The sequence below is a fragment of the Kitasatospora sp. NPDC058115 genome (genome assembly GCF_042884635.1).
In the GTDB taxonomy this organism is placed as follows: Bacteria; Actinomycetota; Actinomycetes; order Streptomycetales; family Streptomycetaceae; genus Kitasatospora.
The window spans coordinates 76603-89310 of the sequence record NZ_JBHVTL010000036.1; the positions used below are offsets into that span (position 1 = coordinate 76603).

14 protein-coding genes and 1 riboswitch are annotated in these 12708 nt (G+C 73.9%); of the genes, 6 read left to right on the plus strand and 8 right to left on the minus strand.

All coding sequences use genetic code 11. From position 1 onward, the window contains the following. On the plus strand, positions 1-641 hold a 641-nt coding region (locus ACFVVL_RS31035; RefSeq protein WP_387681056.1), incomplete at its 5' end, for a hypothetical protein. Between the two features lie 123 nt (positions 642-764). On the opposite strand, the gene ACFVVL_RS31040 is transcribed toward ACFVVL_RS31035, so the two are convergent. The 4 genes from ACFVVL_RS31040 to ACFVVL_RS31055 are packed head-to-tail and all read right to left on the minus strand — an operon-like array spanning position 765 to position 4337. After that, the gene (locus tag ACFVVL_RS31040) at positions 765-1505 is read right to left on the minus strand and encodes a ferredoxin (protein ID WP_387681059.1); all 741 of its coding nucleotides are present in this window, start codon (positions 1503-1505) and stop codon (positions 765-767) included. After that, positions 1502-2320, minus strand: a complete 819-nt coding sequence (locus ACFVVL_RS31045; protein ID WP_387681062.1) for an ABC transporter ATP-binding protein — start codon at positions 2318-2320, stop codon at positions 1502-1504. Before ACFVVL_RS31045 ends, ACFVVL_RS31040 begins: the two co-directional genes overlap by 4 nt. Next, entirely contained in the window at positions 2317-3396 is a 1080-nt protein-coding gene (locus ACFVVL_RS31050) for a FecCD family ABC transporter permease (protein WP_387681065.1), read from the minus strand. Before ACFVVL_RS31050 ends, ACFVVL_RS31045 begins: the two co-directional genes overlap by 4 nt. Beyond that, positions 3393-4337, minus strand: coding sequence for an ABC transporter substrate-binding protein (locus ACFVVL_RS31055; RefSeq protein WP_387681068.1), 945 nt, complete (start codon positions 4335-4337; stop codon positions 3393-3395). Before ACFVVL_RS31055 ends, ACFVVL_RS31050 begins: the two co-directional genes overlap by 4 nt. Positions 4338-4458: 121 nt before the next feature. Beyond that, a riboswitch (cobalamin riboswitch) is annotated at positions 4459-4664 on the minus strand. A gap of 79 nt (positions 4665-4743) precedes the next feature. Here ACFVVL_RS31055 and ACFVVL_RS31060 point away from each other — a divergent pair. Next, positions 4744-5046: a hypothetical protein gene (locus ACFVVL_RS31060; protein WP_387681071.1), complete on the plus strand. Its 303-nt coding sequence runs from the start codon at positions 4744-4746 to the stop codon at positions 5044-5046. A 347-nt stretch (positions 5047-5393) separates the two neighbouring features. Here ACFVVL_RS31060 and ACFVVL_RS31065 read toward each other — a convergent pair whose 3' ends face one another. Further along, positions 5394-5753: a hypothetical protein gene (locus ACFVVL_RS31065; protein ID WP_387681074.1), complete on the minus strand. Its 360-nt coding sequence runs from the start codon at positions 5751-5753 to the stop codon at positions 5394-5396. A gap of 894 nt (positions 5754-6647) precedes the next feature. Here ACFVVL_RS31065 and ACFVVL_RS31070 point away from each other — a divergent pair. Continuing rightward, positions 6648-7421, plus strand: coding sequence for a maleylpyruvate isomerase N-terminal domain-containing protein (locus ACFVVL_RS31070; protein WP_387681077.1), 774 nt, complete (start codon positions 6648-6650; stop codon positions 7419-7421). 76 nt (positions 7422-7497) lie between these two features. Here the strand turns inward: ACFVVL_RS31070 and ACFVVL_RS31075 are convergent, their stop codons facing one another. Next, positions 7498-8118 (minus strand): hypothetical protein, encoded by a 621-nt coding sequence (locus tag ACFVVL_RS31075; RefSeq protein ID WP_387681080.1) that lies wholly within the window; start codon positions 8116-8118, stop codon positions 7498-7500. A gap of 141 nt (positions 8119-8259) precedes the next feature. Between ACFVVL_RS31075 and ACFVVL_RS31080 the strand changes: the two genes are divergently transcribed. Further along, positions 8260-8766, plus strand: a complete 507-nt coding sequence (locus tag ACFVVL_RS31080; RefSeq protein WP_387681083.1) for a DUF2004 domain-containing protein — start codon at positions 8260-8262, stop codon at positions 8764-8766. Between the two features lie 8 nt (positions 8767-8774). Here the strand turns inward: ACFVVL_RS31080 and ACFVVL_RS31085 are convergent, their stop codons facing one another. Beyond that, complete coding sequence (locus ACFVVL_RS31085) at positions 8775-9161, minus strand: STAS domain-containing protein (protein WP_387681086.1); 387 nt, start codon at positions 9159-9161, stop codon at positions 8775-8777. After that, the gene (locus tag ACFVVL_RS31090) at positions 9158-9472 is read right to left on the minus strand and encodes a hypothetical protein (protein ID WP_380297188.1); all 315 of its coding nucleotides are present in this window, start codon (positions 9470-9472) and stop codon (positions 9158-9160) included. Before ACFVVL_RS31090 ends, ACFVVL_RS31085 begins: the two co-directional genes overlap by 4 nt. Before the next feature lie 160 nt (positions 9473-9632). On the opposite strand from ACFVVL_RS31090, the gene ACFVVL_RS31095 reads away from it, so the two are divergent. Together ACFVVL_RS31095 and ACFVVL_RS31100 are read left to right on the plus strand one after the other, a co-directional pair. Then, a complete protein-coding gene (locus ACFVVL_RS31095) occupies positions 9633-9926 on the plus strand; it encodes a helix-turn-helix transcriptional regulator (protein WP_387681089.1) in 294 nt (97 codons plus the stop codon). A gap of 380 nt (positions 9927-10306) precedes the next feature. Beyond that, complete coding sequence (locus tag ACFVVL_RS31100; RefSeq protein WP_387681092.1) at positions 10307-12565, plus strand: M4 family metallopeptidase; 2259 nt, start codon at positions 10307-10309, stop codon at positions 12563-12565. The last annotated feature ends 143 nt before the right edge of the window (positions 12566-12708 follow it).

The window sequence follows — 12708 nt, forward strand, 5'->3', positions numbered from 1 at the left end:
GCGTGGTCGCCACCGGCGGGGTGCACACGCCGTGGGTGGAAGGGACGACGGACCGGGGTCGGGTGACGTTCACGTCGCAGGGTGCCTGGGTCGACAACGACGCGCATGCGCCGGGGACCGTCGCGGCGGCCGAGGCGGACGTGGAGAGCGTGGTCGCCACGGGCGGGGTGCACACGCCGTGGGTGGAGGGGACGGAGCACAAGGGCCGGGTCACCTTCGCCACGGACGGCGTGGAGGTCCGCACCTCGAACGGGAACCTGGGAAGGGTGACGGCCGACAACATCACCACCCGGCTGGTCCAGGGCAGCACCGACGACGCCGGCTGGATCACCTTCCCGGACCGCGGCGTCAACGTCTACCACGGCCACAACGCCACCCCGGGCGTCCTCACGGCCGCCCGGGTCGACGCGGAGGAGGGCGTCAACACCCCGTGGGTGGGCCGGCGCGAGGCCGGCCAGGGCTGGATCGACTTCCCCGCGAACGGCATCCGCGTCCACCGCGACGGCGGCGACAGCCGGGGCGACATCGCCGCCGACACGGCCGACCTCAACGAGCTGCACGCCAACGAGGCACAGGTGAAGGGCCGGCCCATCGAGTCCGGCGGCAATCCGTCCCACGACCTGGGGGTCGACCCGTCCTAGAGCGCCCCTGAGGAGCAGCGGCCGTGCGGCCCGCCCACTGAGGGCGGGCCGCACGCGTCACGGCCCGCGGGCTTCGCTCGGCCGGGAGCGGGGTCGACCCCGCTCCCGCGCCGGTGTTCGCGATCAGCTGCGGTGGTCCGTCTGCTCCTTCCGGTGACGGGGGAGGCGGTGGGACTCCACCGGCCGGCCGCCGTCGAGGTGCTCGGCGACGACGCGGGCGGCGGCAGCCGGGTCCACCCGCCCGTACCAGAGGTCGTCCGGCTGCACGCTGACGACGGGGGCCTGGTTGCAGGGGAACTGGCACCCCGTCTGGGTCACGAGCACGTCGTCGTCACCGAGGCCCCGCGCGCCGAGCTCCTGCACCAGGGCGCGCAGTCCCTCCTCGGCGCCCTGGGCCGCGCAGCGCGGGCCGCGGCACACCAGCACCTGGTGCCGGTGGCCCGGGACGTCCTCCCAGGCCGCCGAGGTGAGGCCGGGTTCCGTGCCGGTGATCGCCTTCGTCACCGCGGCCACCGCGGCGACCGCGTCGGGCGAGTCGGCGAGGCGGGTCGCGACGAGGAGTTCGGGCCGGTGGCCGGCGCGCTCGCGCCACCAGTACGCGGCGATCCGCCGCAGCCAGGAGTGGGCCGGGCCGGAGGCCGTGAGGCGGACGCCGATCACGACCACGGTCCCGGTGCCCGCGTCGGCCAGCCTGGTCAGCTCGGCCGACAGCGACGGGTCCGCCTGCTGCAGGAACGCGATCGAGGCCCGGTGCGAGGCCGCTGCCCGGAGGAGTTCGTCACGGCGGACGGCCTCCGCGGCCGACATGCCGACCAGCAGCACGGCGCTGCGGCGGGCACGGGATTCCGGGAGCGGGGAGGTCATGGCGTCGTCCTTTCGGGGAGCAGTCCGTTCCACCGGATGTGCGGTCGGTTGTGCCGGGGGTGGCGTTCCACGGTGGCGTCGACGCCGTAGACGTGCGCGATCATGGGCGAGGTGAGCACCTCGGAGCCGGGCCCGTGGGCGACCAGCCGGCCGTCGAGCAGGACGGCGATGTCGTCGCAGTAGGCGGCGGCGAGTTCGAGGTCGTGCAGGGCGGCCACCGTGGTGATGCCGAGGCCGCGGACGGTGTCGAGGAAGCCGAGTTGGTGGCGCAGGTCGAGGTGGTTGGTGGGCTCGTCGAGCAGGAGCACGCCGGGCTCCTGCACCAGCGCCCGCGCGAGCTGGACCCGTTGGCGCTCGCCGCCCGACAGCGTCGGCCAGGACCGGTCGAGCAGGTGGCCGACGTCGGCCGCGGCGACGGCGCCGGCGATCACGGACCGCACGTGGGCGTCGGCGGCGGTGTTCGCCGGGACGGGCCAGCGGCTGCGGTGCGGGGTGCGGCCGAGGTCGATGACCTGGCGGACCGGCAGCGACAGCCGGGTGTCCGCCTGCTGCTCCATGAAGGCCACCTGGCGCGCCCGTCGGCGGGCGGTGAGCGCGTGGAGGTCCTCGCCGTCCAGGAGGACCCGCCCGCCGCTCGGCCGGGTCAGTCCGGCGACCGTGCGCAGCAGGGTGGTCTTCCCCGCGCCGTTGGGCCCGAGCAGGCCGGTGACCCGGCCGGGGGCGAACGCGAGCGAGACCGCGTCCAGCAGGGTGGCTCCGCCGATGCGCACCAGAAGGCCCTCGGCACGGAGCTCGACGGGGGGTGTCGCCGTCACTGTCCGCTCCCGTCGGCCCGGCCCTGGCGCCACAGGAGCCAGGCGAAGAAGGGTGCTCCGAGCCCGGCCGTGATGATGCCGACGGGGAGCTCCCGGTCGGGGAGGACCGAGCGCGCCACGATGTCGCTGCCGACCAGGAGGGATGCGCCCACCAGCGCCGACACGGGCAGCAGGACAGCGTGGCGCGGTCCGCAGACGAGGCGGACCACGTGCGGGACGACCAGGCCGAGGAACCCGATCACGCCGGTCTGGGCGACCAGGCACGCGGTCACCAGCGCTGCGGTGGCGACGAGGACCCAGCGGGTGCGCTCGACGTGGACGCCGAGGGAGCGGGCGGCGGTCTCGCCGAACGCGAAGGCGTCCAGGTCGCGGGCCGAGGAGGCCAGGACCGTGATGCCGATCAGCGCGACCGCGGTCAGGAGGACGGCGGTGGGCCATCGCACGCCGGCGACCGAGCCCAGCGTCCACTCCATGACGCCGCGCGCCGCGTTGCGGTCCCCGAGGACCAGCACGACGAACGAGGTGTAGGCCCCGCACATCTGGCCCACGGCGATGCCGGCGAGCACGGTCCGGGTGGTCGGCAGCGTCCGGGTGCGCGCGGCGGCCAGGGCCAGCACGACGACGGCCGCGAGCAGGGCACCGGCGAACGCGGCGATCGCCACCGCGCCGGTGCCCACGGCGCCGGACACGCCGACGCCGAGGACGATCACGGTGACCGCGCCGGCGGCGGCCCCGTCCGAGATCCCGAGCAGGAAGGGGTCGGCCAGGTCGTTGCCGGTCAGGGTCTGCAGCACGGCGCCGCAGACCGCGAGGCCGGCGCCGGTCGCGGCCGCTCCCAGCACCCGGGGCAGCCGCAACTGCCAGACGATCTGGTCGTCCAGCAGCGTCACGTGCGGGTCGCCCAGTCCGAGACGGCGCACCACGACCTCGAACACCGTCCGGACCGGCTCGTGCTGCGAGCCGACGGCCAGACCGAGGAGCATGGTGGCCAGGAGCAGGGCGGCGGCGACGGCCAGGGCCGCCACCGTGCGGCCCGGACCGGCGGGCCGCACGGCGGGGCGGGGTGCGGCGGTCATGAACCCGGGCGCAGCAGGCCCAGCCCGGCCGACACCCGGGCGGCGCCGTCGGCGAGCAGCACGCCGGGCGTCGACTCCGAGAACGGCACCACCACGAAGGCCTTGCGCTGCACGGCGGTGAGCCTGCTCAGCACCGGGTCGTTCTCCAGGTAGTCGATCTTGGACCGGGCGGTGTCCCAGTCGGCGTCCGCGAGCACGATGGCGTCCGGATCCGCGGCGACGACCTTCTCCCAGCTCACGCTCTGCCAGGCGCCGGGCAGGTCCGCGAAGACGTTGCGGGCGCCCACGGCGTCGAGCACCAGCTGCGGCCCGCCGTGGCCGGCGCCGACGTACGGCGCCTTGGTGTCCGAGTCGAACCACAGGACCTTCAGGTCCTTGCCCGCGGCCGTCGCCCTGAACCCGGCCAGCTGCTTCTCCTGCTCCCGCTGGATGGCGGCGGCCCGCTCCGGGACGCCGAACACCCTGGCGACGTCGTTCAGTTCGCCCCACATCGCCTGCCAGGTCGTCGGCGGCACCTGGCTCTTGTCCGTGCAGCCGAACGGGGACAGGTACGACGGCATGCCCTGGCCGCGCAGCTCCTCCCGGCTGCCCGCGACCTTCTCGGTGAACGCGCTGGAGTAGGAGGCGTAGAGGAAGTCGGGACGGGCCGCGAGGAGCTTCTCCTTCGTCGGGTAGTCCTCGGAGAGCACCGGAACGGAGTCGTAGGCCGCCTTCCACTTCTCCGGGACGGCGTTGTCGAGATAGGCGGTACCGGCCATCCGGGACTCCAGGCCGAGGGCCAGGGCGACCTCGGTGGCCCCCTGGTTGAGCGTCACCAGCCGCTCGGGCGGCGCGCCGACCGTCACGGTGGTCCCGCAGTTGACCAGGCTGACCGGCTCGGCACTTCCGCCCGTCGCCGTGGACGCGACGGGCGCGGGGGCGCCCGCGCAGGCACCGAGCACGCCGGTGAAAAGGACGGCCGCGACCGCCCGGCCGGCACGTACCCGACCTGCGGGGCGTGCGGAACGTATGGACACAAACGGGTACGGCAAAGCGCGGGGCACGTGTTCTCCAAAACCCTCGTGGAACATGTCGCGCCGTGGCCGGTCTCCTGGCTTCCGCATCGACGCACCGCAGCCGACCTTCCCGGGGGGCTCTTCGAGCCGTCCCAGTGGCCCTGACCGCTGGCGAAGCCGGTCAGCGAGGGCCGCGGTACTCCGCGGCAACAGTGGCGAGGGCCGCACCGGACTCGAACCGGTTTCCCGAACACCACGGCGATGGCAAGGTATCAGGCGTGGTCAGGTCGGTGCCGACCGGCTGCCCGAGGACACCGTCCTGGCGCCGGCCGCGCAGCGCCCCCACGCCCACGTGCCGAGCACCCCTCCGCGCGCCTTCGCGCTGCCGCTGCTGCGCGAGGCCGGCCTGACGCTCTCCACCGACCTGCACAACCGGGACGGCGTCAACACCCACCACGAGCCGCTCGCCCAGGCGGCGGACCTCGTCCTCGCCTCGACGACGGCCCTCGCGGATCCCGGGCGGACCATGCGCCGGATCGTCGAGCGCGGCCGGGCCCGGACGGTCGTCGCCTCGGCGGCCGGCGACGCCGTCGGCCGTGACGAACTCCTCGCCCGCGCCGCGGCACTCGACGCAGCGGACGGCGGAAGCCCATGACGGACGCAGCGCGCGGCCACGACGTGCGCGCCCTCGGCGGTGGCCGGTGCCGGGGGCCAGGGGAGGGTGGTGACGTCGCGGGCCGCGGTGCGGGCCGCACCCGCCGGGCGAGATCGTCGGCCGGGTCGTTGTCGTGGCAGCGCGGCGCGGTGTCCGTCGGGGGCGGGACGGTCGCGACCGCCGGCGGTGGGAGCAGGCGGACGGCTCCGTGAGGTGCCGTTGAGCGGCAGGGGTCCGCCCCTGGCCCGTTCACCGCCGGATGCGGATCGCCGAGGCCCGCCGAGCTCACCCGAACGGTGCGCCGGCGGGCCGAAGGCGACTTGGCGTCAGAAGAGGTTCCGCCCGGGTCACGTCACCGGCAGACAGACGGCGTAGACCATGTAGGAGCCGCTGGTGCCTGCCGAGTTGTTGAAGGACACCGTCCACATGTTCGCGGCGGACGGGTAGGACTCGTACAGCTGGGCCGTGAGGTTGTTGCCGCCGAGGGGCGTCCGCAGCCCACCGCCCGTGATGACGGTACCTGCCGGACAGGCCGTGGTTCCCGTGTTGAGTCCGGAGGTCAGGGTGTGGGTCGTCTGGATGATCTGGGTCGGCAGGGTCGGCCCCGCAGGTCCGGCAGGTCCGACGGGGCCGACCGGACCGGCGGGGCCGACCGGTCCGGCCGGTCCGACGGCTCCGGCAGGTCCGACCGGGCCGGCAGGTCCCACAGGTCCGGCAGGGCCCTGTGGTCCGGCGGGTCCTGCCGGTCCGGCCGGTCCCTGCGGTCCTGCCGGGCCCTGAGGTCCGGGAGGTCCCGGAGGGCCCGGCTTCCCGGACGAGCAGCTGTGCGGGCAGCCGCCCCCTCCCCGGTGGTCGGTCTCGTCACCGGCCTCCGCCTGGGGTGTCACGAATCCGGTCAGCAGTGTGGCGGCCAGCACCGACAGGGCGACGTTCCGCAGCAGGGTCAGGTGTTTCCGTCGCAATCCATCCTCCGTGAGTTCCTCGAATTCCGATCCCGTTCGTACACCGCACATGGCGGTGGCCGGGGCACAATACCCATGTGAACACGCCTGAGAAGGCCGCGCGAGCAAGGAGATCCCTTTGGGGATCCGACCGAACCCGAGAAGCTGACACGGTGTCCGATGGGTCCGGGGACGTCGTACCAGCGGCTCGCCGGCGGACCGCCATTGACTCGCTGACGGTGGGTCGATCTGCGGCGACCTCCGTCATCGGCGGTCACCCGTTCCCGGTTCTCCTGAGATGCGGGAGGAGCTCGCGGGGACTACGCCGGGCGGTCATCGGCATGGGGATGTGATCGGTTTTCCTGCCGGACGGCCTTTCCCGCCCACCGGATTTCCACGCACTCGACCGGTGCGTCCTGGTGCTGTGCAAACGGCGCCGAGCCGCATCCCGCCGGACCGGTCAGGCGTCGGCCGACCTCGGCATGCCGACCCTCGGCCCGCCACCGGATGGGGCACACCCATCCGCCGACCAGGGCCACCGCCCGTCGGCACGGCACGGCACGGCAGGCACCGCGCCGCCCGGCCGGGCAGCCGCGGCCTCTGACCGGGCTCCGACAAATTCGCTGTCCGGCGGCCGGAGCCCCGTGATACACAACCGTCGTGCAAAAAATCTTGGAGTTCCCCGAGGTCCTGCGGCTGATCGAGGACCGCTCGGCCGCGTTCCGCGCCGCGATCGCGTCCGCCCCCGACCTCGACGTCCAGGTCCCCGGATGCCCGGAGTGGACGCTGCGCGAACTGGCGCAGCACCTCGGCGACGGCCGCCGCCGTCAGGCCGCCGTCGTCGCGGCGGGCCCGGGTGCCGAGCCCCCGGCGAGGACGGACCCGAAGGGCGCCCCGACCGCGCCCCGCGACCGGGAGGCCCTGGACGCCTGGCTCGCCGAGTCGACCGAGCTCATGCTCGCCGCGCTGCGCGAGGCCGGCCCGGACCGCGGCTGCTGGACGTGGTGGGGCCGCTCGCAGGCCCCGGAGACCAGCGGAGCCCTGGCCCGGCACCAGATCCAGGAGATCGCCGTCCACACCTACGACGTCCGGCTCACCCTGGGCGCCGCACAGCCGTTGCCGACGGACGTCGCGGTCGAGGGCGTCGACGAGTTCCTGACGACCGTCTCGGCGACGACCGTCCCGTGGCCGTTCAAGCCGGCGACCATCGACCTGCACGCGACCGAGGGCGGCTCCTGGCGTCTGACCCTCGACGCCGACGGCGTGCGCTGCGACGACCTCGCCGCCGACGCGGCGCCGGGTGACCTGGTGATGCGAGGCGCAGCGAGCGACCTGGTCCTGTACTTCTACGACCGCATCCCGCTCGACCGCCTGGACAACACCGGCGACACCGAGCCGATGGAGCAGCTCGCGGAGTGGGACCCGAACGCGTAGCGCGCGGGACGCGTCGGCCGGTGGTGCCCGCGCTCCTGCGGGCGCCACCGGGCCGACGGCGCCCGGTGCGGGGCCGTCACGGGGACAGCCACTCGCCGAAGAGGGGCGCGAGGCCGTTGCCGCCCTCCGCGCACGCGAACGTCCCCGGGCAGCACCGTTCCCACCCGGTGGGCGTGGCCAGCAGGGCCAGCCGCGACCACCGGGTCGCGGAGGGGGAGGACCGGTGGAGCCGGAGCCCGAGCTCCGGCACCGTCACGTCGTCGGCGGTCGGGGAGGAGGGGCGGGCCGATCCCGGCAGGACGGAGACGACGTCCGCGGCGGGGTGCCCGAACAGGTCCACGCCGTCCCAGACCACGGGGTGCTCCCCCCTCGGGCCCGGGCGCGCGCCGGCCTCGACGATCACCTGGGCGAGGCCGTCGGCGCGGCCCGGACCGCCGCCGGCGACGGTCAGCGCGAGATCACCGAAGACCCCGACCGTGTTCCAGGCCGGGTCGAAGAGGATTCCGGCGAGCCACGCGTCGTGGGCGTCCCGCAGCGATGCGAAGTCGGCGCGGGCCGGCGCCGCGCACTGCCGCGCCCGGTGGCTCCCGGGCGTCGCCGCGAGCATCGCGGAGGCCTCCTGGGGCGTCGTCCCGAACCCGAGCGTCCCGGCCCCGTCCGGCAGGGTGACGCCGGTCCCCGGCAGCAGTTCCAGCATCGGGCCATTATGCCCGGCGACCGCGCGGGACCGGCCGGTGCCTAGGATGCCCCCTGAATCACTCCGGCCGCGGTGGACGCCGATCCGGGCGCCGCCTGTTCGCGCGACGGGCCGGCACCACAGGAAGGCGGAACGTCTCGCATGAAGGCCCTTGAGCACGCCCACTTCGGGCACGTGGACACCGGTGCGCTCCGCGACACCGACATCATCTGGCGGGGCACCTCGCAGGTGGGGGACGACGAGGTCGAGGTCCTGCTGTGGGCCGGGCCGTCCAGTGCGCCGGACGCCGGGGAGCTGGACGATCTCGCCGCGTGCCTCACCGGCCTGCCGGCGCTCGACGCGGCCGCGCGTGCGGCTCTGCGAACGTACCTGGACGGGGACCGCTCCTTCGTCGACTTCCACCTGGAGGAGCTGGAGGGCAGCGGGGCGGCCGGCCGTCTCGTCCGGGAGGCGGCGGGCGACGAGGTCGGGACGGCGGCCTTCGTCGCGGCCATGCGTCTGAACGGCGTCGGGCTGTGGCTGGGCGGGGTGTCCGACCGGCCGCCGGTCGTCCTGGACTACGTGTTCGAACCCGATCTCAGCGACCAGATACTCGCCGTCGGAGCGACCCGGCACGGGGCGGTGGCATCCGTCGACTGGGAGAGCTGACGGTCCGCTCAGCTCTCGCGCGAGGCGGCGTGCCGCCGGGCGGGTGCGGTGCGGCCGTGGCGGTCGGCTTCCTCGGCGGTGGCGTGGACGGGGAAGAGGGGTGCGGCGTCGGTGAGGTCCAGCACCCGGCGGGCCATCGGGCAGGGGGCGATCAGGACGAGGGGGATCCCGGCGGCCAGGGCCCTGCGGCGGGTGATGAGGAGCAGGTTGAGGCCGCTGGAGGTGAAGAGCCCCACGTCGGCGAGGTCGACGGCCAGCACCGCCGGACCCTGGTCGAGCGCCAGGTGCAGGACCTCCGCGGCCTCGGCCTCGCTGTCCATGCTCAGATCGCCGGAGAAGCGGCAGACCACGGTCTCCCCGACCCGGACGGTTTCGGACTTCAGCCACGGACTCACGGCCGGCCCTCCCTCGGGCCCGCGCCCGGCGCCCCGCCGGCGGCGGCCGTGACGGGTGCGTCGGCCCAGGCGTCGGCGAGGCGCTCCAGTCCCTGCCACAGGTCCAGCGCGGCGTCCCTCAGGTGCACGGCGGCGGGGCTGTCCGCCTCGGCGGCGACCAGGTAGGCGTCGATGCCGGTGACGGAGTGCCGCAGCCGTCGGCGCAGCGGCTCGACCTCGCCGGCGTGGTCGCCGTGCTCGCGGGGCACACCGATGCGCTCGGTGAGGAACGCGGCGAGCCGTTCCAGTTCGTGCCGGGTCATCTGGGTCACGGGACCAACTCCCGGGAGGGCTCCGCGCGACGGTGGCTGCGCGGGCGGTGCGGGTCTTGACGTGCCTCCACTGTTCGCCCCCGGGCAATGCCTGTCAACCATTGCACGAAAATAGTGTCGTGTTTTGATCGTCGTGAATCGCCGGACGTATAATCGGCCCATGGACGACGGCACCCCTCTCGCGCGGCAGTGGACGTTCCTGACCAATCACGCCCGCGTGCTCGTCCAGATCGCCCGCGACCCCGGCATCCGGGTGCGTGACCTCGCCGCCCAGTGCCTGCTCACCGAGCGCGCCGTCCAGCGGATCATCGTCGACCTCGAAGAGGCCGGCTACCTCAGTCACCAGCGCAACGGCCGCACCAATCACTACACGGTGATCGACAGCAAGCAGCTGCGTCATCCCGCGGACTCGGGCCCGACCCTCGCCGAGCTCCTCTCGGTCCTGCTGCGCTGAAGCCCGCAGGGGGTTGCGGCCCCCCGCTCACGAAGGCCCTGCCCCGTTCCGGCGTTCCGGGGGCGGGGCCTCCGTCGTGACGGGCGCGACGGGCCCGGCGGAGCCCGCCTGCCGACGGCCAATTTCCCGGACAGCGCCCCCGTGGCGAAGCATTTCGGCCAACTTGGTGCCGTGCGGGTGACGTGTTCCCACCAAAACTGGCACTGTACCGTCCCGTCGCCGCATCGGCCCGCGCAGGTCGCACGAGCCCCGCAGGGCGCGGCGAGCACGTCGAAGACCGTTCCAGCGACTCGAACCACCAGCTCTCCCGGGCGGCATCACCCTCGACCGCCCGGCTGACTCCGGCCGCCCAGACCCGGCCGTCGCAGAAGGAGTTCCGTGTGACTCGATCCCCCAGAAAGTCCGTCACCGCAAGCGCGTTGATCGCCGGCGCCGCGATGATCGCGGCCGCGCTGCCGGCCGGTGTCGCGGCCGCCGAGGAGGCCCCGGCCGGGGCGCCCGCCGAGGCGCGGGCGTTCGCCGGTGCGCTGCCGGTGGAGCTCTCGGCCCAGCAGCGCGGTGAGCTGCTGGCGGCCGCCGACGCGAACCGGGCGGAGGCCGCCAGGTCGCTGAACCTGGGCTCGAAGGAGGCGCTGGTCGTCAGGGGCGTCACCAAGGACGCGGACGGCACCGTGCACACCCGCTATGAGCGGACCTTCGACGGACTGCCGGTCCTCGGCGGCGATCTGGTGGTCCACACCGCCCGGGACGGCTCCGGCAAGGGCGTCACCAGGGCCACCGAGGCGGACATCGCCGTCGACACCACCGCCGGGGAGGGTTCCGAGGCGGCGAAGGGCCTCGCGCTGGAGAGCGCCGCGAGTGCGAAGGTGCAGGACCCGGCGGCCGACAGCGCCCGCAAGGTGGTCTGGGCCGCGTCCGGCACCCCGCGGCTCGCGTGGGAGACGGTCGTGACGGGCACGCAGGAGGACGGCACGCCGTCCGAGCTGCACGTCATCACCGACGCGGGCTCGGGCAAGAAGATCTTCGAGTACCAGGCCATCGAGACCGGCGTCGGCACCAGCCAGTACTCGGGCCAGGTCGCCATCGGCACCTCGCCGGCGGCCGGCGGCGGTTACGCGCTGACCGACCCCACCCGCGGCGGTCACAGCACCTACGACCTGAACGGCACCACCGGCACCAGGACGCTGTTCACCAACCCGACCGACACCTGGGGCGACGGCACCGTCGCCAACCGGCAGACCGCCGCCGTGGACGCCGCCTACGGCGCCCAACTCACCTGGGACTACTACAAGGACGTCCACGGCCGCAACGGCATCAAGGACGACGGCGTCGGCGCCCACACCCGGGTCCACTACGGCAAGAACTACGTCAACGCGTTCTGGTCCGACAGCTGCTTCTGCATGACCTACGGCGACGGCGCGGGCAACGTCAAGCCGCTGACCTCGATCGACGTCGGCGGCCACGAGATGACCCACGGCATCACCTCGGCCACCGCGGGCCTGATCTACAGCGGCGAGTCCGGCGGCCTGAACGAGGCCACCTCCGACATCATGGCCGCCGCCATCGAGTTCTGGGCCGGCAACCCCGAGGACAAGGGCGACTACCTGGTCGGCGAGAAGATCGACATCAGGGGCGACGGCACCCCGCTGCGCTACATGGACAAGCCCTCCAAGGACGGCAGGTCACGGGACTACTGGTCGTCCGACGTCGGTTCCGTCGACGTGCACTACTCCTCCGGTCCGGCCAACCACTGGTTCTACCTGGCCTCCGAGGGCAGCGGCGCCAAGACCGTCAACGGCGTGGCCTACGACTCCCCGACCTCCGACGGCCTGGCGGTCACCGCCATCGGCCGGGACGCCGCCGCCAGGATCTGGTACCGGGCGCTGACCACCTACATGACCTCGTCCACCAACTACGCCGCCGCCCGCGTCGCCACCCTCCAGGCCGCCGCCGACCTGTACGGGCAGACCAGCGCGACGTACCAGAACACCGCGAACGCCTGGGCCGCGATCAACGTCGGCCCGCGGGTCGTCGACGGCCTCCTGCTCGACGCCGTCGGCGACCAGGTGACCGAGGTCGGCGCCCCCGTCGAGCTGCGGGTCAAGGCCACCAACTTCAACCCCGGTGCCGTCACCTACCACGCGACCGGCCTCCCCGAGGGCCTGTCGCTCCACCCGGTCACCGGCCGGATCACCGGCACCCCGACCGTCGCCGCCACCTCCACGGTCACCGTCACCGCCAAGGCCTCCCACCACAGCAGGCTGTCGACGACGTTCACCTGGAAGGTCTCCCCGGGCATCTTCGCGAACACCACCGCCGTCCCGGTCCCGGACGGGGGCCCGGCGGTCTTCTCGGACATCGTCGTCGGCCGGATCGCCGGCCGGGCGCCGAGCGACCTCAAGGTCGCCGTGGACATCAAGCACACCTGGCGCGGTGACCTGGTCATCGACCTGGTCGGCCCGGACGGCACGGTGTACTCGCTGAAGAAGAGCAACCTCAACGACTCGGCGGACAACGTCGTCGAGACCTACACGGTGGACGCCTCCGCGCAGCTCGGCAACGGCACCTGGCGGCTGCGGGTGCAGGACGTGTACCGCGGCGACTCGGGCCGCATCGACGGCTGGAAGATCATCTTCTGATCGGGTCTCCGTCCAGGTGATCGGCCCCGGTGATCCGGCCGGCGAAGCACGTGCTTGGCCCGCCGGCGCACCCGGGGGCGCCGCACCCACCACACGGGCGAGCGCCCGGGGGTTTTAAAAAAAAGACGCGGCCCACGACAGAG